Origin of the sequence: Leclercia adecarboxylata, assembly GCF_006874705.1 — a bacterium.
In the GTDB taxonomy this organism is placed as follows: domain Bacteria; phylum Pseudomonadota; class Gammaproteobacteria; order Enterobacterales; family Enterobacteriaceae; genus Enterobacter; species Enterobacter adecarboxylatus_C.
In genome coordinates this window covers 1,587,114-1,611,398 of sequence record NZ_CP035382.1, presented here as the reverse complement: position 1 = coordinate 1,611,398, position 24,285 = coordinate 1,587,114, and the positions used below count along the sequence as shown (strand labels likewise).

At 56.4% G+C, this 24,285-nt stretch carries 20 protein-coding genes and 1 pseudogene; 9 read left to right on the top strand and 12 right to left on the bottom strand.

Annotated features, from left to right (window positions below; all coding sequences use genetic code 11):
* Nucleotides 1–75: 75 nt before the first annotated feature.
* Nucleotides 76–1,494, top strand: a pseudogene (locus ES815_RS08730) (M16 family metallopeptidase); the annotation flags it as partial.
* A gap of 96 nt (nt 1,495–1,590) precedes the next feature.
* On the opposite strand, the gene ES815_RS08725 reads toward ES815_RS08730, so the two are convergent.
* The gene (locus ES815_RS08725; RefSeq protein ID WP_142487478.1) at nt 1,591–2,520 is read right to left on the bottom strand and encodes a sugar kinase; all 930 of its coding nucleotides are present in this window, start codon (nt 2,518–2,520) and stop codon (nt 1,591–1,593) included.
* A 232-nt stretch (nt 2,521–2,752) separates the two neighbouring features.
* Between ES815_RS08725 and pdeH the strand changes: the two genes are divergently transcribed.
* A complete protein-coding gene (gene pdeH / locus ES815_RS08720; RefSeq protein ID WP_142487477.1) occupies nt 2,753–3,523 on the top strand; it encodes a cyclic-guanylate-specific phosphodiesterase in 771 nt (256 codons plus the stop codon).
* A 117-nt stretch (nt 3,524–3,640) separates the two neighbouring features.
* Nucleotides 3,641–5,683 carry an AsmA family protein gene (locus ES815_RS08715; protein WP_142487476.1) on the top strand — a complete coding sequence of 681 codons (2,043 nt, stop codon included), beginning with the start codon at nt 3,641–3,643 and terminating at the stop codon, nt 5,681–5,683.
* An 81-nt stretch (nt 5,684–5,764) separates the two neighbouring features.
* Here ES815_RS08715 and ES815_RS08710 read toward each other — a convergent pair whose 3' ends face one another.
* From ES815_RS08710 to ES815_RS08695, 3 genes are all read right to left on the bottom strand, one after another.
* Nucleotides 5,765–7,087: an MFS transporter gene (locus ES815_RS08710; RefSeq protein WP_142487475.1), complete on the bottom strand. Its 1,323-nt coding sequence runs from the start codon at nt 7,085–7,087 to the stop codon at nt 5,765–5,767.
* Nucleotides 7,088–7,359: 272 nt separating this feature from the next.
* Complete coding sequence (gene yhjD / locus ES815_RS08700; protein WP_142487473.1) at nt 7,360–8,400, bottom strand: inner membrane protein YhjD; 1,041 nt, start codon at nt 8,398–8,400, stop codon at nt 7,360–7,362.
* Nucleotides 8,401–8,451: 51 nt separating this feature from the next.
* The gene (locus ES815_RS08695; protein WP_142487472.1) at nt 8,452–9,351 is read right to left on the bottom strand and encodes a LysR family transcriptional regulator; all 900 of its coding nucleotides are present in this window, start codon (nt 9,349–9,351) and stop codon (nt 8,452–8,454) included.
* 119 nt (nt 9,352–9,470) lie between these two features.
* Here ES815_RS08695 and ES815_RS08690 point away from each other — a divergent pair, with 119 nt between their 5' ends.
* Nucleotides 9,471–10,229, top strand: a complete 759-nt coding sequence (locus tag ES815_RS08690) for an SDR family NAD(P)-dependent oxidoreductase (protein ID WP_142487471.1) — start codon at nt 9,471–9,473, stop codon at nt 10,227–10,229.
* Between the two features lie 32 nt (nt 10,230–10,261).
* On the opposite strand, the gene ES815_RS08685 is transcribed toward ES815_RS08690, so the two are convergent.
* Complete coding sequence (locus ES815_RS08685; RefSeq protein ID WP_142487470.1) at nt 10,262–10,789, bottom strand: GNAT family N-acetyltransferase; 528 nt, start codon at nt 10,787–10,789, stop codon at nt 10,262–10,264.
* A 151-nt stretch (nt 10,790–10,940) separates the two neighbouring features.
* Between ES815_RS08685 and ES815_RS08680 the strand changes: the two genes are divergently transcribed.
* Complete coding sequence (locus ES815_RS08680; protein ID WP_142487469.1) at nt 10,941–12,536, top strand: STY4199 family HEPN domain-containing protein; 1,596 nt, start codon at nt 10,941–10,943, stop codon at nt 12,534–12,536.
* Nucleotides 12,537–12,548: 12 nt separating this feature from the next.
* Here ES815_RS08680 and ES815_RS08675 read toward each other — a convergent pair whose 3' ends face one another.
* Both ES815_RS08675 and ES815_RS08670 read right to left on the bottom strand, forming a co-directional pair.
* Nucleotides 12,549–14,198 carry an alpha,alpha-trehalase gene (locus ES815_RS08675; RefSeq protein ID WP_142487468.1) on the bottom strand — a complete coding sequence of 550 codons (1,650 nt, stop codon included), beginning with the start codon at nt 14,196–14,198 and terminating at the stop codon, nt 12,549–12,551.
* Between the two features lie 238 nt (nt 14,199–14,436).
* Nucleotides 14,437–15,159, bottom strand: a complete 723-nt coding sequence (locus ES815_RS08670; RefSeq protein ID WP_142487467.1) for a hypothetical protein — start codon at nt 15,157–15,159, stop codon at nt 14,437–14,439.
* 192 nt (nt 15,160–15,351) lie between these two features.
* On the opposite strand from ES815_RS08670, the gene ES815_RS08665 reads away from it, so the two are divergent.
* The gene (locus tag ES815_RS08665) at nt 15,352–15,756 is read left to right on the top strand and encodes a hypothetical protein (RefSeq protein WP_142487466.1); all 405 of its coding nucleotides are present in this window, start codon (nt 15,352–15,354) and stop codon (nt 15,754–15,756) included.
* A gap of 16 nt (nt 15,757–15,772) precedes the next feature.
* Here ES815_RS08665 and ES815_RS08660 read toward each other — a convergent pair whose 3' ends face one another.
* From ES815_RS08660 to ES815_RS08650, 3 genes are all read right to left on the bottom strand, one after another.
* Complete coding sequence (locus ES815_RS08660; protein WP_142487465.1) at nt 15,773–16,042, bottom strand: monooxygenase; 270 nt, start codon at nt 16,040–16,042, stop codon at nt 15,773–15,775.
* A gap of 184 nt (nt 16,043–16,226) precedes the next feature.
* A complete protein-coding gene (gorA, locus tag ES815_RS08655; RefSeq protein ID WP_142487464.1) occupies nt 16,227–17,579 on the bottom strand; it encodes a glutathione-disulfide reductase in 1,353 nt (450 codons plus the stop codon).
* Between the two features lie 70 nt (nt 17,580–17,649).
* The gene (locus tag ES815_RS08650) at nt 17,650–18,492 is read right to left on the bottom strand and encodes a 23S rRNA (adenine(2030)-N(6))-methyltransferase RlmJ (RefSeq protein ID WP_142487463.1); all 843 of its coding nucleotides are present in this window, start codon (nt 18,490–18,492) and stop codon (nt 17,650–17,652) included.
* Nucleotides 18,493–18,695: 203 nt separating this feature from the next.
* On the opposite strand from ES815_RS08650, the gene prlC reads away from it, so the two are divergent.
* Together prlC and rsmJ are read left to right on the top strand one after the other, a co-directional pair.
* Complete coding sequence (gene prlC, locus ES815_RS08645; protein ID WP_142487462.1) at nt 18,696–20,738, top strand: oligopeptidase A; 2,043 nt, start codon at nt 18,696–18,698, stop codon at nt 20,736–20,738.
* 7 nt (nt 20,739–20,745) lie between these two features.
* Nucleotides 20,746–21,498 (top strand): 16S rRNA (guanine(1516)-N(2))-methyltransferase RsmJ, encoded by a 753-nt coding sequence (gene rsmJ, locus ES815_RS08640; RefSeq protein WP_142487461.1) that lies wholly within the window; start codon nt 20,746–20,748, stop codon nt 21,496–21,498.
* Nucleotides 21,499–21,589: 91 nt separating this feature from the next.
* Here the strand turns inward: rsmJ and uspA are convergent, their stop codons facing one another.
* Nucleotides 21,590–22,027, bottom strand: a complete 438-nt coding sequence (gene uspA / locus ES815_RS08635) for a universal stress protein UspA (protein WP_032615029.1) — start codon at nt 22,025–22,027, stop codon at nt 21,590–21,592.
* A 283-nt stretch (nt 22,028–22,310) separates the two neighbouring features.
* Here uspA and uspB point away from each other — a divergent pair, with 283 nt between their 5' ends.
* Nucleotides 22,311–22,646 carry a universal stress protein UspB gene (uspB, locus tag ES815_RS08630; protein WP_032615027.1) on the top strand — a complete coding sequence of 112 codons (336 nt, stop codon included), beginning with the start codon at nt 22,311–22,313 and terminating at the stop codon, nt 22,644–22,646.
* 56 nt (nt 22,647–22,702) lie between these two features.
* Here uspB and pitA read toward each other — a convergent pair whose 3' ends face one another.
* Nucleotides 22,703–24,199 carry an inorganic phosphate transporter PitA gene (gene pitA / locus ES815_RS08625; protein ID WP_142487460.1) on the bottom strand — a complete coding sequence of 499 codons (1,497 nt, stop codon included), beginning with the start codon at nt 24,197–24,199 and terminating at the stop codon, nt 22,703–22,705.
* Nucleotides 24,200–24,285: the final 86 nt, after the last annotated feature.

Genomic DNA, 24,285 nt, shown 5'->3' with positions numbered 1-24,285 from the left:
TTTTGAACATCATCTTTAGAGTGCGACAGGGCGTGTGGCACTCTTTATAACCAGGAATGTTGATCAGGGGTTCACATGCAGGGCACAAAAATTCGACTCTTAACCGGCGGTTTGCTCATGATGGCAGCAGCCAGTTACGTGCAGGCTGACGCGCTCCAGCCGGACCCGGCCTGGCAACAGGGTACGCTGGCGAACGGTTTTCAGTGGCAGGTTTTAGCCACACCACAACGCCCCAGCGACCGCATTGAAATCCGCCTTTCCGTCAATACCGGCTCCCTGACCGAGAGTACGCAACAGAGCGGTTTCAGCCATTTTCTTCCCCGTCTGGCGCTGACCCAAAGCGGCAGCCTGCAGGCCGTACAGGTTCGTTCACTGTGGCAACAGGGTATTGACCCTAAGCGTCCTTTGCCGCCTGCCGTTGTCTCCTATGACTACACCATGTTTAACCTCAGCCTGCCAAACAACCGTAACGATCTGCTCAAAGAGGCGTTGACCTGGCTGTCCGATACCGCCGGTAGCGTCTCGATTACGCCTGATACCGTGAATTATGCCCTGAGCAACAGCGATATGGTGGCGACCTGGCCGGCGGATACCAAAGAGGGCTGGTGGCGCTATCGCCTGAAAGGCTCTGCGCTGCTGGGCCACGATCCGGCGGAGCCGCTGAAACAACCGGTTGATATCGAGCAGGTCAAATCGTTCTACCAGACCTGGTACACCCCGGACGCCATGACCCTGATTGTGGTCGGCAACATTGATAGCCGCTCGGTGATCGAGCAGATCAGCAAAACCTTTGGCGAGCTGAAGGGCAAACGCAGTACCCCTGCGCCGGTACCCACCCTGTCGCCGCTGCGTGCAGAGCCGGTCAGCATCATGACCGATGCCGTGCGCCAGGAGCGACTCTCTATTATGTGGGACAGCCCGTGGCAGCCGATTCGCGAATCTGCCGCGCTGCTGCGTTACTGGCGCGCCGATTTAGCCCGTGAGGCGCTGTTCTGGCACGTTCAGCAAACCCTGAGCAAGAACAACGCCAAAGACATTGGTCTGGGCTTTGATTGCCGGGTGCTGTTCCAGCGCGCCCAGTGCGCCATTAACGTGGAGTCGCCGGGCGACAAGCTGAACGCCAATATGGCGGTGGTCGCCAAAGAGCTGGCGAAGGTGCGTGAGAACGGCCTGAGCGAAGAGGAGTTCAACGCGCTGGTGGCGCAGAAAAACCTCGAGCTGCAAAAACTGTTCGCCACCTATGCCCGGACCGATACCGATATTCTGATCAGCCAGCGTATTCGCTCGCTGCAAAACCAGGTGGTGGATATCGCGCCGGAGCAGTATCAGAAACTGCGTCAGGACTTCCTTAACAGCCTGACCGCAGAGATGCTGAGCCAGGATCTGCGTCAGCAGCTTTCACAGGATATGTCGCTGATTCTGATGCAGCCGAAAGGCGAGCCGGAATACAACATGAAGGATCTGCAGGCGACGTGGGATGGGATTATGGCACCCGCGAAATAAAAGCAAAAAGGCAACGTAAGTTGCCTTTTTTAATGTTTGCTCCCTCGGACTAAAGGAGAGGGTTGGGACGAGGGCTCCAGACCGCAGTTATGCAGGCATCGCCTCACGCGGGATGATCGCGCCGCGATACTGAATCACCGTGCTGGCGGTCAGATGGCCGCGCTGCGCTGCCGCTTCCGGGGTTCCGCCCGTCAGACGCACCGCAAGATAACCGGCGCTGAAGGAATCACCCGCCGCGGTGGTATCAATCACTTTCTCTTTCGCCAGCTTCACCGCAGGCACGTCAACAACCGCTTCCCCGGCAACCGCCACCAGGCAGGAGTCTGCCCCGCGCTTAATCACGAATTCAGATACACCAGCAGCCTGAGTACGGGCGATCACCTCATCAACCGGCTTTTCGCCCCACAGGGCATCTTCGTCATCGAGGGTTAAGAAGGCGATATCGGTGCATTCAAGCATGCGGGTATAAACCTGCTGCGTCTCTTCGCGGCTGGCCCACAGGCGTGGACGGTAGTTATTGTCGAAAATCACCTTTCCGCCGTTGGCGCGGCATTCGCGCAGCAGGGAGAAGAGTTTTTCACGGCTGTTTGGGCTGAGGATCGCCAGGCTGATGCCGCTCAGGTAGAGATAGTCAAAGTGGGCCAGCGTTTCGCAGATGCGATCGGCGCTGTCGCTCTCCAGCCAGAATTTGGCGGCGGCTTCGTTACGCCAGTAGTAGAAGGTACGCTCGCCGGTGCTATCAGTCTCAATGTAATAAAGACCCGGCAGGCGGTTTTCCATCCGCTGGGTCAGAGAGATATCAACGTTTTCACTCTGCCAGGCGTCCAGCATCTGCTGGCTGAAATTATCCGTGCCCAGGGCAGTCACATAGTTGACCGCCAGCGCATCAGCATCAACCTGACGGGCAATATACACCGAGGTGTTTAAGGTATCGCCACCAAAGCCACGGTTCACTTCCGCGCCTTTCTGGGACAGTTCGATCATACATTCGCCGATCACGGCAATTTTCTTAGACATAGTCGTGAACCTGAACAGTTAAATTAGCGCTAGTGTGCGCTGCAGCCCGGGAGCGGTCAACTGTATTAAAACGACGTTCCATTATTTTTTTGAACCCGGACAAGTTTCGGGGAAGTTTCAGATCCCAGATTTTAATATTCGTCCGCAACCGAACATAAAGTTCTCTTAGCCCGGGCCGATAATCCTTTGACCAGTCCCGACAGGCTCTTCCCTATTCAACAGGATATCTGAAATGAAGTTAAGGCAGGACATCCAGCTGCTGAGCATCCCTGAGGCAAGTATTGAGAACTTGCAGGAACATCGCTACTGGCTGCAATGTCAGCGTGCTTATACTTATCAGCCCATTTACCGCACCGACGGTAAACTGATGGCGATCGAGATCCTGACCGTCGTGACCCATCCCTCCAACCCGGCACAGCGGATCGCTCCGGATCGCTATTTTGCGGAACTGCCGGTGCGCCACCGCCTGGATATCCTTGAAGAGCAGCTCAGCATGCTGACGGCAAAACAGGACTTCTTCGCTGACAACAGCATTCTGGCCTCGGTCAACGTTGATGGTCCAACCCTGCTGGCGGTGCGTCAGGATGAGAGCCTGCAGAAGCTGATTCAACAGCTGCCGTGGCTGCGCTTTGAGCTGGTGGAGCACGTGCGTCTGCCGCAGGACTCCTCGTTTGCCACCATGTGCGAATTTGGCCCCCTGTGGCTGGACGACTTTGGCACCGGCATGGCGAACTTCTCCGCCCTGAGCGAAGTGCGTTACGACTACATCAAAGTGGCGCGGGACCTGTTCATTATGCTGCGTCAGACCCCGGAAGGCCGCAACCTGTTCACGCTGTTATTACAGCTCATGAACCGCTACTGCCAGGGCGTGATTGTCGAAGGTGTCGAGACGCTGGAAGAGTGGCGCGATGTGCAAAACTCACCCGCCGCCGCCGCGCAGGGCTATTTCCTTTCCCGTCCGGTACCGATGGAGACGCTCGACAACGTTATCATCACTCTGTAATCCCTGGCTGCTTCCCATAATAGCGCGTGGTTAACGCGTTATTACCGGACGCTGCCGCCCCTTTTTTGCTTGTCTGAACTATATTCATGACTGGCAAGGTAAAAAGGGAAATATGGGATGACAAAAACAGCGAAGATTATCACCTGGTCCGGGGGGGTCTTCTTGTTGCTGATTGTGGTGCTTATTGTCGTGATCGCGACATTTGACTGGAACCGCCTCAAACCGACCATCAACCAGAAAGTCTCGACTGAACTCAACCGTCCATTCGCCATTCGCGGCGATCTGGGCGTTGTATGGGAGCGCCAGAAGGGCGAAACGGGCTGGCGCAGCTGGGTCCCATGGCCACACGTGCATGCCGACGACGTTATTCTCGGCAACCCACCCGATATTCCTGAAATCACTATGGTGCATCTGCCGCGCGTCGAAGCCACGCTGGCCCCGCTGTCGCTGCTGACCAAAACGGTCTATCTGCCGTGGATCAAACTCCAGAAGCCCGATGCCCGGCTGATCCGCCTGTCGGAAAAGACCAACAACTGGACCTTTGATTTTGCCGATAGCAAAGACAAAGAGGCCGCAGCTAAACCCTCGTCCTGGTCGTTCCGTCTCGACAACATTATTTTCGATCGCGGGCGCGTCACCATTGACGATACGGTGAGCAAAGCCAACCTCGAAATCTTCGTCGATCCGCTGGGTAAAGCGCTGCCTTTTAGCGAAGTCACCGGCGCGAAGGGCAAAGATGATAAAGGCAAAGTGGGCGATTACGTCTTTGGCCTGAAAGCCGAGGGGCGTTACAACGATCAGCCTCTGAAAGGTAGCGGCAAAATTGGCGGCATGCTGGCCCTGCGCAGCGAAGGCACTCCCTTCCCGGTGCAGGCCGATTTCCGCTCCGGCAACACCCGGGTGGCCTTTGTCGGCACGGTGAGCGATCCCATGAAGATGGGCGGGGTCGATCTGCGCCTCAAATTCTCCGGGGATTCGCTGGGCGAACTGTACGAACTGACCGGGGTACTGCTCCCGGATACACCACCGTTTGAAACCGACGGCCATCTGGTGGCAAAAATCGACCCTGAAAAATCGTCCGTCTATGACTACCGCGACTTCAATGGCCGGATCGGTGACAGCGATATTCATGGCTCGCTGACCTACAGCACCGGTAAACCACGGCCGAAGCTGGAAGGCGACATGGAGTCCCGGCAGCTGAGGCTGGCCGATCTGGGGCCGCTGATTGGCGTTGACTCCGGCAAAGGCACCAAGGCGCAGAAGGTGAGAAAGGAGGCACCGCCGTCAGGGAAAGTGCTGCCTAACGACCGCTTCGAAACCGATAAATGGGATGTGATGGATGCCGACGTGCGCTTCAAGGGGCGTCGAATCGAGCACGGCAGCAGCCTGCCGCTCAGCGATCTCTCGACCCATATCATTCTCAAAAATGCTGACCTGCAGCTGAAGCCGCTGAAATTTGGCATGGCGGGCGGGACGATCTCGGCCAACATCAAGCTGGAAGGTGACAAGAAACCGATGCGCGGCCAGGCGGAGATCCAGGCCCGCCGGCTGAAGCTTAAACAGCTGATGCCCGATGTGGAGCTGATGCAAAAAACCCTCGGGGAGATGAACGGCGATGCGACCATCCGTGGCACGGGTAACTCCGTGGCGGCCCTGCTGGGCAACGGTAACGGTAACCTGAAGCTGCTGATGAACGATGGGCTGGTCAGCCGCAACCTGATGGAGATCCTCGGGCTTAACGTTGGCAACTTCCTGGTCGGGCAGATTTTTGGTGACGATGAGGTGAGGGTCAACTGTGCGGCGGCCAATATCGACCTGGTCAACGGCGTTGCCCGTCCGCAGATTTTTGCTTTTGATACTGAAAATGCGGTGATCAACATTACCGGCACGGCCAGCATGGCTTCTGAGCAGCTGGATCTGACGATTAACCCTGAAAGTAAAGGCATTCGCATCGTGACGCTGCGCTCGCCGTTGTACGTACGCGGTAGCTTTAAAGATCCGGATGCGGGAGTGAAGGCGGGACCGTTGATTGCGCGTGGTGCGGTGGCTGCGGCGCTGGCAACGCTGGTGACGCCAGCGGCAGCACTGCTGGCGCTCATTTCCCCGTCAGAGGGGCAGGCCAATCAGTGTCAGGTGATTCTGTCGCAGATGAAGAAATAGAGCGGGGATTTGCCCGGCGGCGTATTGCTTGCCGGGCCTGGGTGTTATTCACCCTCTCCCTTTGGGAGAGGGTAGTTTGAATTACAATGATTGATGGCGGGTCTCGTGGGTCAGCAGCAGGGCAATCAGCGTCAGCGCCGCCATTGCCGCCAGGTAGAACCCGACATACGCCAGACCGTAGTTCGCCTGCAGCCAGGTGGCGATATACGGCGCTACAGAGGCCCCCAGAATCGAGGAGACGTTATAGGAGAATGACGCTCCGGTATAACGTACTTCGGTCGGAAACAGCTCTGGCAGCAGCGCGCCCATCGGACCGAACGTCAGTCCCATCAGGCTCAGACCAATCAGCAGATAAGCCATCACCAGCGCCGGGTTACCGGAACCCAGCAGCGGCGGGAAGACGAACAGCGCAAACAGAATGATCAATGAAGTGATAACGATCATGCTCGGGCGACGACCAAAGCGGTCAGCCAGCAGCCCGGCAATCGGCACCATCACGCCAAAACCAATCACCGCCATCATCAGCATCCACAGCACTTCGTTACGCGGCAGACCCAGACCCACAGGCGCAGCGGTGGTACTGAAGGTCATGGAGTAGACGGTCATGATGTAGAACAGCGTATAGGTCGCCAGCATGATGAAGGTACCGAGCACCGTCACGCGGACGTGTTTGGTCAGCAGCGTGCCGAGCGGGATTTTTACCTGTTTCTTCGCGGCGGCCACTTTGGCGAACACCGGGGTCTCATGCAGGGAGACGCGCACATACAGGCCGATCAGCACCAGCACCGCCGAGAAGATAAACGGAATACGCCAGCCCCAGGTCATGAACTGCTCGTCGGTCAGCAGCCAGGAGAGCAGCAGGAAGGTGCCGTTGGCAAAGAAGAAGCCAATCGGCGCGCCCAGCTGCGGGAAGGAGCCGTACAGCGCGCGCTTGCGCGGTGGCGCATTCTCGGTGGCCAGCAGTGCCGCGCCGCCCCATTCACCGCCCAGACCCAGACCCTGACCAAAACGGGCCAGCGCCAGCAGCAGCGGAGCCAGAATACCGATGGTTTCGTAGGTCGGCAGCAAGCCGATGGCGACAGTAGAGATCCCCATGGTCAGCAGCGAGGCGACCAGCGTCACCTTACGCCCGACGCGATCGCCGAAGTGGCCGAACAGCGCTGAACCAATAGGACGTGCGATAAAGGCGATGGCGAAGGTCGCCAGCGACTGCAGGGTAGCCGCCGTCGGGTCGCCCTGCGGGAAGAAGATATGCGGGAAAACGATGACCGCAGCGGTCGCGTAAATATAGAAGTCGAAGAATTCGATGGCGGTGCCAATCAGCGATGCGACGACGACTTTATTGCGCGAGTTAACCGGGGCGTTTTCCTGCTCTGAATTGAGTGTTGTGGCTGTGGCTTGCATAAACTTTTCTTATTTTTGGCGAACGAAAGGCCATATTACGCACAGCAAAAGCGACATTTCAATCTGTAACAAACGCAGCGAATGGCGAAAAAGCCGGCAAAAAGTGAATAATTTTCAGACCTGGAAATTCACATCTATGAAATGCTTCACAGAAATTAATACTTAGAGGATAAAACTGGTTTTTGGTTAAATAAAAGTTACAGGCTGGATTTATATGCTGAAATGATGAATCGGGCTGAAATATTGCGTTCTTATCCAGCCCGATGAGGTGCTTAACGGTGTGTTTTGCCGGGCATTCTCCGGTCATCCGGGTACTGGGCGGTGGCGATCCACGCCGCGCAGAACAGCGTCAGCCTGGCGAAGAAGTAGAAGAAGGCCATCAACCCCAGCACGGAGCCGAATGCCGCCCCGGAAGGAGAAGACACCAGCGACGGAAGGGTGTAGGTCATGACAATTTTGATCACCTCAAAACCAATCGCGGCAATGAAGGTGCCACGGATCAGCGCTTTGCGCCGCGGCCGGTGGCGCGGCAGACGCCAGAAGATCCAGAAGAACAGCAGATAGTTCGCCAGCATCGAGATCGCCAGCCCCACCAGATGCCAGACGGGCTTCAGCCACTCGATGGTATCGAGATAAAGCGCAGAGATAATCATCTGCTGCGCTGCGCCTGCCGCAGAGGTGATGGAGAGGGTGATAATCAGCGCCACCAGCAGGCCAATCAGCGAAACGAAATCGCGGAAATACTTGATCCAGATTTTCTCCTCATCCTGCGGTTTACGCTCCCAGACGTCACGCGACTGGGCGCGGATCGCTTCCCGCAGGTTGCCCATCCAGTTAATGCCGGAGTAGAGCGCCACAAACAGCCCGACAATCCCCACGGTGGTACGCTGCTGTACGGCGGTGCTGATGGTGCTTTTCAGGGTGGCCGCCAGCGTTGGATCGCTGACGTTCTGCAGAATTTTACCGAAGATGTCCTGCAGCAGGGTCGGGTGCGACACCAGAATGAAACCCGCCGCGGCAAAAGAGAGCATCAGGATGGGGATCATCGACAAAAATGAGAAGTAGGTGATCGCCGCGCCAAACTGATTGCCCAGTCGATCGTTAAACCGCTCGGTGGCACGCAGCAGGTGGGCAATGACCGGCTGCTGCTGAATCAGCTGGAAGGCGTCCTTCGCTTTGTCCAGCAGGCTCCCCGTTTTACGTATAGAGGTGACTTTAGGTTCAGCCGGCGGAGGCGGGCTGTTTTCCAGTTTTTTAATCGGTTCGAAGTCCAGATCATGGGTGGGGCGTTGCTCACTATTTTCCGGCGTCACGCGCACTTTCCTTATTGATTAGCGGGAGGTCCTTAAAATTATAGCCTGCACTCAGTCAACGTACGCTTTCATGATATCCGTGAGCCAGGCCATAAACAGATGCACCCGGCGGGAGAGGTTGCGGCGGTGGGGATAGATGAGCGACACCGGCATCGGTCGGGCGCGGTACTGCGGCAGGATCTCCAGCAGCTTTTTGGTGCGCAGCGCGTCACGCACGCCTACCCGCGGTGCCTGAATAATCCCCAGCCCGGCGAGTGCCGAAGCGTTATAAGTCTCGGTAGTGTTGACCGTCAACACGCCGCCGGTTTTAACCCAGTGGCTCGCCTCGCCGTCGTAGTATTCGAAACCCTGTGACCGGGTGCCAGGGTGCGCCGCGTAGTGCACCACCGCATGGGAGGCTAAATCCTCCAGCCCGTCGGGATAGCCGAAACGCGACAGATAATCGGGGCTGGCGCAGTTGATTACCGACAGCCTGCCAAGCGGTCGGGCAATTAAGCCGGAATCCTTCAGGGTGCCAACGCGCACCACGCAGTCGAACCCTTCCCGCACCACATCCACCAGCCGGTCGCTGCTGCTCAGCTCCAGTTCTATGCCGGGATACTGTTGTAGAAAAAGCGGCAGGCGAGGGATGACTAAATTTCGCGCAACGCTTACGGGCATATCCACCCGCAATCTTCCGCTGACGCTGGCAGGGTCGTGCAAAAAAAGACCATCCAGTTCATCCATGTTGGTCAGCAGATCTTTGGCCCGCTCGTAATAGACCATTCCGTCCTGAGTCAGACTGACGCGCCGCGTGGTGCGGTGCAGCAGTCGGGTGCCAAGCCCGTTCTCCAGGGCCTGGATCTGACGGGATACGCTACCTTTAGGAAGGCCCAGTGAGTCTGCTGCCCGGGAAAAACTCTCCAGTTCAGCGACGCGAATGAACAACTGCATTGCCTGAATTTTATCCATAGGGAGCACTCATTGTTGTTGGATATGAAACAGTGAAGCGTTGCTAGCCATATTTATTGATTTTCTATCACCTAATAAGCTCTTTCTCAATCACCACCACAGCCGAAACGAGGTTTCTTATGACTGAACGTATTGCATTAGTGACTGGCGGCAGCCGCGGGCTCGGTAAAAACGCGGCGCTGAAGCTGGCAGACAAAGGTGTCGGGATCCTCCTGACCTGGAACCGTAGCCAGCAGGAGGCGCTCGAAGTTGTGCGCGAAATTGAGCTAAAAGGGGTAAAGGCGGCGGCATTGCAGCTGAACGTCGGGGAAGTTGCCAGCTTCGACGCCTTTACCGGACAGGTGAGGGAAACATTGCATTCGGTATGGCAGCGCAACAGCTTCGATTATTTGTTGAACAACGCAGGCGTGGGTTTATACGCCCCTTATGTTGAGACCACCGAAGCGCAGTTTGATGAGGTGATGAACATCCATTTCAAGGGCCCCTTCTTCCTGACGCAGTGCCTGTTACCCTTGATAAAAAACGGCGGGCGGATCCTGAATGTCTCCTCCGGTCTGGCACGTTTCACTCTGCCGGGCTCGAGCACCTACGCGGCGATGAAAGGGGCGATGGAAGTGCTTACCCGCTATCAGGCAAAAGAGCTGGGGGCGCGTGGGATCACGGCCAATATTATTGCTCCCGGCGCCATTGAAACTGACTTTGGCGGCGGGCGCGTGCGCGATAACAAGGAGTTGAACCAGCACATTGCTTCACAGACGGCGCTGGGGCGCGTCGGGCTGCCGGACGACATTGGCGATGCAATTGCGGCCCTGCTTAGCGACGAGCTTGGCTGGATGAATGCGCAGCGGATTGAACTCTCCGGGGGAATGTTTCTGTAACCTGGTGCCGGGGAGGGATCCCCACGGCACCCTTAGCGGTACTCTTTCTTTAACAGCCCAAACAGCCAGTCGTTGTGCCACTGGCCTGCCAGCCAGTAGCTTTCGCGCAGTTCCCCTTCCAGCACAAACCCCACTTTTTCCAGCAGGCGTTTCGAGGCCACATTGCCTGCCGTTACCGTGGCGGTTAAGCGGCGAATGCCTCCCTGGCCGAAGGCGTAATCGCACACCGCCTGTAAGGACTCAAAGCCGTAGCCTTTTCCCTGGGCCAGGGGAGCAAACAAGAATCCCACTTCGGCGCAATCCTCATCATGATGAATATACCCGGTGACCCCGAGCGGCATCTGGCTGGTATTATCGCGCACCACCAGGCACAGCCAGCGATCGCTGCCCGGCGACCATGCCGGCAGACGCGCATCAAAAGCCTCGCGAATGGCCTCCTCCGGGCGGGCTTCGGCCACGTAGCGCATCACATCGGGGTGCTGCTGAAGCGAGAGAAAAAAGGGCCAGTCTCCTTCCTGTAGCGGGGAGCAGGTTAAACGCGGGGTGTGCAATACAGGCATGCCAGGTCTCCGGAACTTTTGTAAATGATTTTAACATTATCACTGAAATAGTGACCGTTATCGGTTATGTTTAATCTGGTATAACCACTTGAAAAAAGACCGCTCTCCGACAGCTGCCTCTGCATATGTGCGCAGCACGTAAAGGAAAATGATGACCCTCAGTAAATCGCACCTGATCCGCGAGCAGTTCGAACGCTGTCTGGGAATTATTCGTCAGGCCTCCGTGGAAATTCTGCTCCTGTTAAAGGTGCACGTTGCCGAAGGCAAAGATCCCCGTTGGTTCCTTGAGCAGCTCGATTCCGCCAGGCTGGCGCTGGGGGGCTGGGCGAGGGTGGCAAAGCAGCTCAACCTGAACGATGCGGAACTGTCGCAGTTCACCTTACAGTTGCGGCTGTTACAGCAGCGAGTGCCGCAGTATGAAAGTGGACAGGATGTAAGCGACAACCAGCTGATCGCCGCGACGCGCTTTGTGACGGCGCTTGAACATTTGCGTTTGCAGCAGCCGCTGCTGACCTACAGTACGGAAATGGGCCCCAGCGATGAGCTACGTCAGCAGCACGCACAAAAGCAGGTGCGGGCGCTGGAGCTGATGATTAAAGGGCTGATTATGCAGGCGTGGCCGGATCCGACGCGCCTGAATAATCACCTGAAAACCCTGTTCAGCGCCGATCGGGTGCGCGGCTGGCTGCGGCAGGGGGAACGTAATGACGCACTCGGCGGCATGATGTTCAGCGAGCTGGCCCTGATGCTGGTGGATAAAAAAGAGTATTCCCGCTCCTACTCGGCGCTGTTCAGCGATCCGTCTCTGCTGACGCTGATGGTGGAGCCGCGTAAAACGCTCCAGTCCTTTCTTGATGATATCCGCCTGATCCGCAACAACATCATTGCCAGCCAGCCGCTGACCTCAGCGCAGACGTTGCTGCTGGATAACTACTATGCCCAGATCGCCGGTCCCGTGCAGCGGGCATTTGAAGAGGGCCGCACCGCCGTCAACCCGGCCGGGCTGATGGCTGAAGGCGTTCACGAGCTGAATCTCTTCTGGGAGAACGCGCGCAAAAAAAATAAAGCCACTGGCGACGATATTTTTGAGGTGCGCGATACCATTGATAAACCGAACCGTCGGCCTGCGCGCACTCCGGAGCAGCGCGATTACCTGATTTCCGTCGTGCTATGGGGCGCGGTTGGGGTCATGGTGATGGGGATGATGATGATGGGCACCTGGCTGTTAATTGAAAGCAGCGCCCCGACCCAGGCGGCCAGTACCGTAGCGCCCGTGAAGGCAGTGGTGGAAGAGATGCGCGAGACGCCTTCCTCCCGCGAAACGCTGACGCGGATGGGTGTCACCTGGGATGAGAATAACTTCCGCGCGGCGATAGACCGCAACGATACCCGGGTGGCACTGTTGTTCCTGAAAGCGGGGATGAACTGGAAACTCTCCTGGACGGAGCATGCGCTCTCCGTCGGCCATCGCGAGGTGCTGGAGGTCCTGATGCGCTATCGTCTGCAAATGGCGCAGCCAAAGCCCTGTCGGCAGTTTATTACCAACCTCGGCCATGCGATGTCAGCAGGGCAGCCGCTGACGGGCCTGCGTAAGGAGTATCTCCAGGCATTTTGTACCGTCCCGGCGGTGGTAGAACGTCAGCGACGCGAGATGGATCAGGCGAAGCGGCGGGCACAAGCGCAGCCGAACGAAAGCACTAAAAAATGGCAGTCGATCCAGACGGCCATTTATGAAGTGATTCGCTGATAGGTCGGGGAGCTACGGCTCCCCGTACAGGCCAATCAGGCGGCGAACCACGCCGTTGGTCCAGCCAAACCCGTCCTGCAGGGGGTACTCACCCCCGCCCCCTTCGCGAGGCTGGCTGCTGGCGATATGGTACTTCTCAATCAGCTTGTAGTGCGTCTTGTAGAAATGGTTAACCGTCTGCAGCCAGCTCCAGGCGATTTCATCCCCCAGCGAGTCGTTGCCGTACTGCTTGAAGCCCTGGATTGCCATCCACTGCAATGGCGCCCAGCCGTTGGGTTTATCCCACTGCTCGCCGGTTTCGTACTCGGTAGCCAGAATACCGCCCGGCGTCAGCAGGCGGGCTTTTACGGCATCCGACAGACGTTCAGCCTGCTCGTGGGTGGCCATACCGACGTACAGCGGCACAATGCTGGCGGCAGAAAAGAGCGCCAGTGCCTCCCGGCGCCAGTCGTAATCGCGATAGCAGCCGTTTTCCTCATCCCACAAATAGCGGTTTACCGCCGCGCGACGATCGCTCGCCTTCTGGCGGAAGATCTCTGCCGTCTCTTTGTCCCCCTTCGAGGCCGAGATATTGGCGATGGCGCTCTCCAGCTTGAACAGGAAGGCGTTGAGATCGATTGGGATAAACTGGGTGGTGCGAATACTCGCCAGCCGGCTCGGATCCCGCAGCCAGCGCGAGGAGTAGTCCCAGCCGGAAGCGGCCCCGGCGCGCAGATCGCGATAAACCTCGTTAGGCGGACGACCGGAGTGGCGGGCGGTTTCAACGTCCTCTATCCAGGATTCGTCCCGCGGAGTGTCGCGGTCATCCCAGTAGCGGTTAAGCAGAGAGCCATCCGGCATGCGCACCGCGCTGCGGTAGGCCTGGTTGAGCAGCAGCGACTCCGCGCCGTCCATCCAGAAGGCATACTCCATTTTCAGGTGATCCAGATAGCGCTTGGCGCCGCGCACGCCGTCCTCTTCAAACAGCTCAACCATCAGGGCAAACACCGGCGGCTGAGAGCGGCTCAGATAGTAGGTACGGTTGCCATTGGGAATATGGCCGTAGCGTTCAATCATCCACGCAAAGTTGTCCGCCATGCACTTAAGCATGTCGTGGCGTCCGCTTTCGGCCAGCCCCAGCATGGTGAAATAGGAGTCCCAGTAGTAGGTTTCGCTGAATCGCCCGCCGGGCACAATATAGGCCTGCGGCAGCGCCAGCAGCGACGACCAGGGGATGTGATCCTGCGGCTCACGGGTCAGCACCGGCCACAGGTTGTCGATATGTTCCTTGAGCGAGAGGGACGGATCGGAAACATACTCGCTCGACAGGACTTCCGGCAGCCAGAAGTGATTCTCCACAAACTGGCGCAGATTGAAGTCCCGGTGACGTCTTACCTTACGGTAGCGGATGAGGATATCGAGCGGATCCATTTTTGGTGCGCAGTCGGGGAAAGTTTTGCTGTCGGCAAACAGTCGCGTCGACTGCACATGCTCAAAGAGCTCAAGGTAGCGATCGGCAGGGGTGAGCGCATCGGATGCGGGCAGCCCTTCAATCATTTCAGGTTCCGGCTCCGCCTCGAGCATTTCATCCAGTTTTAACTCGCAGGGATCGATTTCGTAGAGAAGTTCTTGTTCTATATCGAACTCTACGGTCTCTACAGTGCGTATATTCTGGTTGAACATGGTGGTCAGGACCTCCGGTTAGCGTTGTCTCGGGTCTGGTTTTATCCGGTTGCCTACTAAGCTTAGACATTCGCTTCGGTCTGTGAAGAGGTATATGTGCGGTAGATCACATTTTACTGGAAGGGAAAAACCGGCACTGCGGGTGGCATGTTGATGTTATTGCAGGCAATAAACAGCCGATCCAGCAGTGCGGAGGCGATCTAAAATTCGGATCATTCGCTTTGCGACAGAGTATGAATCAGAAGGTTTCTTCTGCTTCATCGCTTAAGCGATATTCTTTAGCGCGTTCAAAAATACCTTCAGATGAGAGGCGAGCGCGGAAACCTCTCCCTTCTGGCTGAATCACGAATTGTAATGATTCGGACAGCGCTACGGGTTGATCTTTACTGTCAGTACCGATAATGCCAGTTGGGGCGAAAGGTGCAACCGCCTCAGCAAAGGCCTGCTGCATCTCCTCATGCGTTTTATAGTGGGCATCTTCAATATTGAGGGCGCAGTGAAGAAGAGCGCAGTCAAGCATGGTGCCCTGAAGCCAGTAACATGAGGAGGAATAGGCTGCGCACCAGGTCAGTTTGCTACCTTCGATGAACATTTCCAGTTTTTCAGTTTTACTGCCCGCAAAACATGAGCCCAGCATTAACCCTTTAATGTTGAATTTCTTTGATTTTTGATTAATGGCGTCGAGGATGTCGTCGAGCGAGACATCGCCGATACGGGTTTTACTGCCATGCGCCGCAATATAGACGAGAGTGTTATCAAATTTCTGACGGCACAAGCACTCCAGCGCAATCTCGAAGCTCTTTTTGTTATAAAAATTCAGGGAATAGACCTCGGTATCGCCATGCATTTTGGCGATCCCCTGCACAAACGGCAGCACTGACGAGCGGTTGGCATCATAATCATCGAGTTTCCACGGTGATTCAAATACCAGAATAGCGTTCTTACTTTTGCTGATTGGCATGAAATATTCCCTTAAGGTAAATTATATTTTTTTCTGGTTAATAACGCTGTGTATTTGCACTTTTATTTTATCGGCCAACTCTGCAAATAATTGTCCAAAATCGCCATTGTTTCGCTACGGGCATATAAGTAATAAAGGACTTCCACACCGTCGTCATCACTTCCGATGACTACTTCAAAACAGGAAATCCTTATGAACCTTAACGCGAAGCGTCAGGGCGTTACGCCTTTTACTTTTGCAAAGCCAGCTGACTATAAATCCACTATAACAGAACTGCAGGGGTTGCTGGAAAACCGCCATTTAGTGTGGCTGGATATTTGTGAAGGTGAGAACAAAGCTATTATATTTCGCTGCAATCTAAAACAAAGTGTGTTTCGTAATATTGAGTTCAGCAGTTTATTGATTAATCACTGCTATATCGACGGGCTCTGTTTTGAGAATTGCGATATGCGTAATGTCTTTTTCTCGAATAGCGTGATTACACAGCCGATCCGCTTGCGTCATTGCCAGGTCGCGGGGATGCGTCTGTTAGAAATGCCGCGCAGAATGTTTATTTTTGAGGAGTGTACCGGCGTCGAACAGATCCTGTTTGCCTGACACCGGTGAGGCAAAATCAGTGCGCCTGCCGTGGATCGCCAGTCAGTTTCTCCGTTTTTTGCTTCGTCTCTTCGCTCTGATTCAGGGCATTGCTGGCCGCTTTTTCCGCATGAGCCGCGCTATAGGCCGCCAGATGCGAAACCACGATAGCGTAAATACTCATCAGCGAGACCCAGAGGATACTGTTTTTCCACCACAGCAGGGTGGGTATGGTTAACAACGCCCAGACAAGGGCAAGAATCAGGTGGGATTTAGCCAGGCTTTTTGCGTTGATCTTCACTTGCATTATGTTTTCTCTAACCTTAAATAATCGATCCAGATAAGCAATTAATACTTTTTAAGATTAGCCAGGTCTGCCGCCGTTTCCGGTGAATTTTGTTACCGTTTGTACAGCCGGGCTGAGGGGGCATAAAAAACCGGCCACTGAGGACCGGTCTTTATAAGCGCAGAATCGCGAGTGGCAAAGCGTATTAACGCATGGTCACAAACTCTTCTGCCGCCGTTGGGTGGATCGCCACGGTGTTATCGAAGTCTTTCTTGGTGGCACCCATTTTCAGCGCCACGGCAAAGCCCTGCAGGATCTCATCCATACCGAAGCCAATACCGTGAATACCGACGATCTTCTCCTCCGGCCCAACGCAGACCAGCTTCATGCGGCATGGCTGACGGTGAGCGGTGACGGCGGTATACATGGCGGTGAAGGCCGATTTATACACTTTCACCTGGTCGTCGCCATACTGCTCGCGCGCCTGCGGTTCGGTTAAACCGACGGTGCCGATCGGCGGATGGCTGAAGACCACGGTCGGGATGTTGCTGTAGTCGAGATGCTCGTCCGGCTTGTTGTTAAACAGACGCTCGGAAAGACGACGACCCGCGGCCACGGCTACCGGGGTCAGCTCTACGGCACCGGTGTTATCGCCCACCGCGTAAATGCCCGGCACGCTGGTGTTCTGGAACTTATCGACAACGATATAGCCTTTCTCATTGGTCTCAACCCCGGTTACGGCCAGGTTGAAGTTGTCGTTTGCCGGTTCACGACCAATGGCCCAGATCAGGCAATCAACGGTCTGGCTGCGGCCATCTTCCAGCTCCAGGGTCAGGCTGCCGTCGGCGTTTTTCACGACCGCTTTCGGAATGGCTTCCGTATGCAGATGAGGGCCTTCTGCGTTCATCACTTCCACCAGCGTATCGACGATCAGCGGATCGAAGCTGCGCAGCGGGGCGTGTTTGCGCACGAACAGGTGCGCTTCCGCGCCCAGGCCGTTAATCACGCCCGCCAGTTCTACGGCGATGTAGCCCGCGCCCACAACGGCAACGCGTTTCGGCAGGGCAGGCAGCTCAAAGAAACCGTCGGAGTCGATGCCATATTCCGCGCCCGGAATAGACGGATGGCTCGGACGGCCGCCGGTGGCGATCAGGATATGATCGGCGGTGATCGTTTCGCCGTTCACTTCGATGGTCTTCGCATCCACAAAACGGGCGAAACCGCGGATTACATCGACGTTGTTCTTACCCAGCACGTTGTCGTAGGAGGTATGAATTCGGTCAATGTATGCCGTACGGCTGGCGATCAGGCGATCCCAGTCGAAGTTATTGATGGTGGTGTCAAAACCATAATCCGGGCCATACAGGTGGATGGCCTCACGGATCTGCGCCGCATGCCACATCACTTTCTTCGGTACACAACCGACGTTGACGCAGGTGCCGCCGAGGTCTTTCGCTTCAATCAGGGCGCACTTCTGGCCATACATGGCCGCACGGTTAATCGAGGCGATACCGCCGCTGCCGCCGCCGATAGCGATGTAGTCATAATGCTTAGTCATGGTCTTATCCTTAATCGTTAATTGCCGCGATTGTATACCTGAAATCAATAGCTTCCACCGATTGCTGTAATTACTCAGGCACGATCCAGCTGACGGTGGCGTGGCCGGTACCGGCCGGAACCAGCTTTTTGTGCAGCCACGGCAGAACGTTGTTCATCTGCGCTTCCAGCTTCCACGGTGGGTTAACCACGATCATGCCGGAGGCGGTCATGCCGCGGCGATCGCTGTCCGGAAGAACCGCCAGCTCAATTTGCAGGATCTTACGGATACCGGTCGCTTCCAGATCCTTGATCATGCGCTTGATCTGCGAACGCAGCACCACCGGATACCACAGGGCATAGGTGCCGGTGGCAAAGCGTTTGTAACCTTCGTGGATACCCGCCACCACCGCCTGATAGTCACTTTTGATCTCATAAGGCGGGTCGATCAGCACCAGGCCGCGACGGGACACCGGTGGTAATTTCGCTTTCAGCTGCTGGTAGCCGTCCGATTTCTCGACGCGCGCGCGGCTGTCTTTCTGGAATTCAGAGCGCAGCAGCGGGTAGTCGCTCGGGTGCAGTTCGGTCAGCTGAATACTGTCCTGCTCGCGCAGCAGCTGACGGGCAATCAGCGGCGAGCCCGGGTAGTAACGTAGCTGGCCGCTGCGGTTGAAGTGGTTGATCACGCTGATGTAGGGCTCAAGCTCGGCCGGCAGGTCGTCCTGCTGCCAGATACGGGCGATGCCCTCGAGGTACTCCCCGGTGCGCTCGGCGTGTTCACCGCTCAGCTGATAGCGGCCCGCGCCGGCATGGGTGTCCAGATAGAGAAAAGGCTTATCTTTCTCTTTGAGCGCCTCGATAATCAGGCTCTGAACGGTATGTTTAAGAACGTCGGCGTGGTTGCCCGCGTGAAAGCTGTGGCGATAACTGAGCATGGGTAGATATGTTCCGATAATGTCGATTGGCCACAGTTTACAGCAGAACGGCGCAGATTACCCGCAGGCCCGGCACGCACCGTCGCGGCGGCGGTTTTTCTGTCACCCCAGCCATTGAAATTCACTACACTTAACCCCATCCTGGAAACAATATGCTCGCGCAGGATGCGCGCTTCATTCACTCATTTAACAGGACAGTGCTTATGACCAACCCATTACTGACGCCTTTTTCGTTGCCACCGTTTTCCTCCATTCTGCCTGAACATGTTGTTCCCGCTGTCACCAAAGCACTGGACGATTGCCGTACCGCCGTCGAGAGCGTGGTTGCGCAGGGCGCCCCTTACAGCTGGGAAAACCTGTGTCAGCCGCTGGCGGAAGTGGATGATGTGCTCGGCCGCATCTTCTCCCCGGTCAGCCACCTGAACTCGGTGAAAAACAGCCCGGAGCTGCGTGAAGCCTACGAACAAACCCTGCCGCTGCTGTCGGAATACAGCACCTGGGTCGGGCAGCACGAAGGGCTGTATAAAGCGTACCGCGACCTGCGCGAGGGCGATAACTATGCGACCCTGAACATCGCCCAGAAAAAGGCGGTTGATAACGCCCTGCGCGATTTTGAACTGTCGGGCATTGGCCTCGCGAAAGATAAACAGCAGCGCTACGGCGAAATCGCGACCCGCCTTTCCGAGCTGGGCAACCAGTACAGCAACAACGTGCTGGATGCCACCATGGGCTGGACGAAACTGATTACCGACGAAGCCGAACTGGCGGGTATGCCGGAGAGCGCGCTGGCGGCGGCGAAAGCCCAGGCCGAGGCGAAAGAGCAGGAAGGTTTCCTGCTGACCCTGGATATCCCGAGCTATCTGCCGGTGATGACCTACTGTGACAACCAGGCCCTGCGTGAAGAGATGTATCGCGCCTACAGCACCCGCGCCTCCGATCAGGGCCCAAATGCCGGCAAGTGGGATAACACCCCGGTGATGGCGGAGATCCTCGCCCTGCGTCACGAGCTGGCACAGCTGCTGGGCTTTGACAGCTACGCGGATAAATCCCTTGCCACTAAAATGGCGGAAAACCCCCAGCAGGTGCTCGATTTCTTAACCGATCTGGCCAAACGCGCCCGTCCTCAGGGCGAGAAAGAGCTGGCCCAGCTGCGCGCCTTTGCGAAAGCGGAGTTCGGCGTCGATGAGCTGCAGCCGTGGGATATCGCGTATTACAGCGAGAAACAGAAGCAGCACCTTTACAGCATCAGCGACGAGCAGCTGCGTCCGTACTTCCCGGAAAACAAAGCCGTTAACGGCCTGTTCGAAGTGGTGAAGCGCATCTATGGCATTACCGCTAAAGAGCGCAACGATGTGGAAGTGTGGCATGACGACGTGCGTTTCTTCGAGCTGTATGACGATAAAAACGAACTGCGCGGCAGCTTCTACCTTGACCTGTATGCCCGTGAGAACAAGCGCGGCGGGGCGTGGATGGATGACTGCGTAGGCCAGATGCGTAAAGCCGACGGCTCGCTGCAAAAGCCGGTGGCCTACCTGACCTGTAACTTCAACCGTCCGGTCAGCGGTAAACCTGCGCTCTTTACCCATGACGAAGTGATCACCCTGTTCCACGAGTTCGGCCACGGTCTGCACCATATGCTGACCCGTATCGAAGCGGCAGGCGTGGCCGGTATCAGCGGCGTGCCGTGGGATGCGGTCGAGCTGCCGAGCCAGTTTATGGAAAACTGGTGCTGGGAGCCGGACGCGCTAGCGTTTATCTCCGGTCACTACGAGACCGGCGAGCCGCTGCCAAAAGCGCTGCTGGATAAGATGCTGGAAGCGAAAAACTACCAGGCGGCGATGTTTATCCTGCGCCAGCTGGAGTTCGGCCTGTTCGATTTCCGTCTGCATGCCGAGTTCAGCCCGGAGCAAGGGGCGAAGGTCCTCGAAACCCTGGCGGAGATCAAGAAGCAGGTGGCCCTGATCCCTGGCCCGGCATGGGGTCGCTTCCCGCACGCGTTCAGCCATATCTTTGCTGGCGGCTATGCGGCGGGTTACTACAGCTACCTGTGGGCGGACGTGCTGGCGGCAGACGCTTACTCCCGCTTCGAAGAAGAGGGGATTTTCAACCGCGAAACCGGTCAGTCGTTCCTCGATAACATCCTGACCCGCGGCGGTTCCGAAGAGCCAATGGAGCTGTTCAAACGCTTCCGTGGCCGCGAGCCGCAGCTGGACGCGATGCTTGAGCATTACGGCATCAAGGGTTAGTTGATTCGTGAAGATTCACTTAGTAGATGAGACAGGCGCCGGAGACGGCGCCTTATCTGTTCTGGCGGCCCGCTGGGGGCTGGAACACGATGAAGAAAACCTGATGGCGCTGGTGATGACTACAGCGCATCTGGAGTTACGTAAACGTGACGAACCGAAACTCGGCGGGATTTTTGTCGACTTTGTCGGTGGCGCCATGGCACATCGGCGCAAGTTCGGCGGCGGACGTGGCGAAGCGGTCGCCAAAGCGGTCGGGATCAAAGGCAGCTATCTGCCGGACGTGGTGGATGCCACCGCCGGACTGGGGCGCGATGCCTTTGTGCTCGCCTCTGTAGGCTGTCGGGTGCGGATGCTGGAGCGCAACCCGGTGGTCGCCGCCCTGCTGGATGATGGCCTTGCTCGCGGCTATGCCGATCCGGAAATCGGCGGCTGGTTGCAGGAGCGACTACAGCTGATCCACGCCTCGAGCCTGACGGCACTGACGGATATCACCCCGCGTCCGCAGGTGGTCTATCTCGACCCAATGTTCCCGCATAAGCAGAAAAGCGCGCTGGTGAAGAAAGAGATGCGGGTGTTTCAGTCGCTGGTGGGGCCGGACTTAGACGCAGATGGCCTGCTGGAGCCTGCTCGCCTGCTGGCAACAAAGCGGGTAGTGGTGAAACGTCCTGACTATGCGCCGCCGCTGGCGGAGGTCGCCACCACCAATGCGGTGACCACCAAAGGGCACCGGTTTGATATCTACTCCGGTACGCCGGAATAAAAAAGCCGGGAGGCGGCTTCGCCTTACCCGGCCTACGTGTAGTGCCATTTGTAGGCCCGGTAAGCGTTAGCGCCACCGGGCTTTTTTACACTTACTCGTCGTCTTCGTCGCGCAGCGGCACAATCAACATGTCCACGTGCACGGTGTTAATCAGCTGACGTGCTGACGACATCAGCTTGCTCCAGAAGTCCTGGTGATGACCGCAGACCACCAGATCCATATCGTATTTCTTGATTGCATCAACCAGCACCTGGCCCAGGTCGCCGCTGCCGCTCAGGGTTTCGGTGATCGGATAGCCCGCGTTGGTGGAGAGTTCGGTCAGCGCCTGGTGGGTCTCTTCGGAGATACGCTTCTGCATGTCGCCCAGATTCACGTCAATCAGGCCGGTATAGAGATCGGAGTAATTCACGTCCACGTGAATCAAGGAAACTTTCGCATTGTACGGACGCGCCATGGATACCGCTTTATCAACCAGGACTTTGCTCTCCGGGGAGAGGTCAACCGCGATAAGAATGTGTTTATAAGCCATAGTGTTACTCCTTCCTTAAGTTATCGATGACCAATGCGTGTAGCAGTCGTCTACCTGCCTTCATTACGGCCCAGTTAAACAAAATTTTCAAGCATTGGTGTTGATAACGATTAACCTTGTGGCAAAAAAATTAGCGGATCTCCTACACTATTGAATAAGCCGTTCGGATACTAAAATGTGAAGCCGATCGGCTTTTGAGTCTCTCTTTCACTGAACCGTCTGTCAGGGCATGGGTGCGGTAGTCCCGGAGCATTGCTTCGCGGGCGGACGCCGGGGAGGAAGTATGATTAGCACCGTCGCATTATTTTGGGCGTTATGTGTAGTTTGCATCGTGAATATGGCGCGTTATTTCTCGTCTTTACGCGCCCTGTTAGTGGTACTGCGTGGCTGCGATCCATTGCTTTATCAATATGTGGACGGCGGGGGATTTTTCACCTCGCACGGGCAGCCCAGCAAACAGATGCGCCTGGTGTGGTATATCTACGCCCAGCGTTATCGGGATCATCATGACGATGAGTTTATCCGCCGCTGTGAACGCCTGCGTCGTCAGTTCATCCTGACCAGCGCACTGTGCGGCCTGGTGGTGGTGAGTATGATTGCTCTCCTCATCTGGCATTGAGCGCAAAAAAAAGCGGGCCAGTTACCTGACCCGCTCTTCGCGTAACCTGCCTGCAATTACAGGAATTGCAGGGAGATCCAGTACAGACCACCAGACAGCAGAATCGATGCCGGCAGGGTAAACACCCAGGCCATCAGGATGCTGGTCACGGTTTTGCGCTGCAGACCACCGCCATCAACCAGCATGGTACCCGCCACGGACGAAGAGAGAACGTGGGTTGTGGATACCGGCATACCGGTGTAGCTGGCCAGACCGATAGAGACCGCTGCCGTCATCTGAGCAGACATCCCCTGGGCATAGGTCATGCCTTTCTTACCGATCTTCTCGCCAATGGTTGTCGCCACGCGACGCCAGCCCACCATCGTACCGAGACCCAGCGCCAGTGCGACCGCCATGATGATCCAGATCGGTGCGTACTCGATGGTATTCAGCATGTCGACCTTCAGCTTCTTCAGCAGACGCTTATCGTCAGCAGAGACTTCAGGCAGCTTCGAGACTTTCTCGGTCACGTCAGAGATGCACAGCATGATGCGACGCATCTGGCCACGCTGCTCCGGAGTGAGCTTCTCGTAGCTTTCGACATCCGTCAGCATGCCTTTTGCCCGCTCCAGTGCGTTAATCGCATTGGCCGGATGGCAGTGGAACTCAGCCGGTTTGGTTGCGCCTGCTTCCGGAGAAGGGATCAGCTGATCAACGCCAGTCGCCTTTTTCAGCAGGTCGGGACGCTGCTGGAAATAGGTTTCGACGTTGTTGATGGCGTCGCGGGTACGGGTAATTTCGTAACCGGTGGCATTCATGTTCACCACGAAGCCCGCAGGTGCCACACCAATCAGCACCAGCATAACCAGACCAATCCCTTTCTGACCGTCGTTCGCGCCATGAGAGAAGGCCACGCCGATAGCAGAAACGATCAGGGCGATACGCGTCCAGAATGGCGGCTTTTTCTTACCGTCTTTCTTTTCACGCTCGGCTGGCGTCAGGTGGATACGGGCACGTTTTTTGGTGCCGCTCCAGTAACGACGCAGCAGGAAAATTAAGCCACCCGCCACAACCAGACCGACAATGGGAGAAACAATCAGTGAACCGAAAATACCCAGAACTTTAGGAATATTCAGTGCGTCCACCACAGACGTACCGGTCATCAGCGCATTGGTTAAACCAATACCGATGATGGCGCCGATGAGCGTGTGAGAACTGGATGCTGGCAGGCCGAAATACCAGGTACCGAGGTTCCAGATAATTGCAGCAAACAGCAGAGAGAACACCATGGCCAGGCCATGGCCGGAACTGACATTCAGTAGCAGATCCGTTGGCAGCATATGCACAATGGCGTAGGCTACGCTCAGACCCCCCAGAAGAACACCAAAGAAGTTAAACACCGCAGCCATCACAACCGCAACCTGCGATCGTAAAGCACGGGTGTAAATAACGGTTGCGACTGCGTTCGCAGTGTCGTGGAAGCCGTTAATCGCTTCGTAGAACAATACAAAGGCCAGAGCAAGCAAGAGTAAAAGCCCGGTATGAAAATCCAGGCCGGCAAACAAATGTAGCATAGGACGTTACGCCATCTTGAGGACATGAACGCGGCGCATTATCCAGGACAAATGCGCAACGGGCAAAGTGAAATATAGACTTTTTT

Coding starts and splice junctions, on each gene's coding strand:
- ES815_RS08725 (WP_142487478.1), bottom strand. CDS start 2,520: ATGTCTAAGAAAATTGCCGTGATCGGCGAATGTATGATCGAACTGTCC.
- pdeH (WP_142487477.1), top strand. CDS start 2,753: ATGAAGTTAAGGCAGGACATCCAGCTGCTGAGCATCCCTGAGGCAAGT.
- ES815_RS08715 (WP_142487476.1), top strand. CDS start 3,641: ATGACAAAAACAGCGAAGATTATCACCTGGTCCGGGGGGGTCTTCTTG.
- ES815_RS08710 (WP_142487475.1), bottom strand. CDS start 7,087: ATGCAAGCCACAGCCACAACACTCAATTCAGAGCAGGAAAACGCCCCG.
- ES815_RS08695 (WP_142487472.1), bottom strand. CDS start 9,351: ATGGATAAAATTCAGGCAATGCAGTTGTTCATTCGCGTCGCTGAACTG.
- ES815_RS08690 (WP_142487471.1), top strand. CDS start 9,471: ATGACTGAACGTATTGCATTAGTGACTGGCGGCAGCCGCGGGCTCGGT.
- ES815_RS08685 (WP_142487470.1), bottom strand. CDS start 10,789: ATGCCTGTATTGCACACCCCGCGTTTAACCTGCTCCCCGCTACAGGAA.
- ES815_RS08680 (WP_142487469.1), top strand. CDS start 10,941: ATGACCCTCAGTAAATCGCACCTGATCCGCGAGCAGTTCGAACGCTGT.
- ES815_RS08675 (WP_142487468.1), bottom strand. CDS start 14,198: ATGTTCAACCAGAATATACGCACTGTAGAGACCGTAGAGTTCGATATA.
- ES815_RS08670 (WP_142487467.1), bottom strand. CDS start 15,159: ATGCCAATCAGCAAAAGTAAGAACGCTATTCTGGTATTTGAATCACCG.
- ES815_RS08665 (WP_142487466.1), top strand. CDS start 15,352: ATGAACCTTAACGCGAAGCGTCAGGGCGTTACGCCTTTTACTTTTGCA.
- ES815_RS08660 (WP_142487465.1), bottom strand. CDS start 16,042: ATGCAAGTGAAGATCAACGCAAAAAGCCTGGCTAAATCCCACCTGATT.
- gorA (WP_142487464.1), bottom strand. CDS start 17,579: ATGACTAAGCATTATGACTACATCGCTATCGGCGGCGGCAGCGGCGGT.
- ES815_RS08650 (WP_142487463.1), bottom strand. CDS start 18,492: ATGCTCAGTTATCGCCACAGCTTTCACGCGGGCAACCACGCCGACGTT.
- prlC (WP_142487462.1), top strand. CDS start 18,696: ATGACCAACCCATTACTGACGCCTTTTTCGTTGCCACCGTTTTCCTCC.
- uspA (WP_032615029.1), bottom strand. CDS start 22,027: ATGGCTTATAAACACATTCTTATCGCGGTTGACCTCTCCCCGGAGAGC.
- uspB (WP_032615027.1), top strand. CDS start 22,311: ATGATTAGCACCGTCGCATTATTTTGGGCGTTATGTGTAGTTTGCATC.
- pitA (WP_142487460.1), bottom strand. CDS start 24,199: ATGCTACATTTGTTTGCCGGCCTGGATTTTCATACCGGGCTTTTACTC.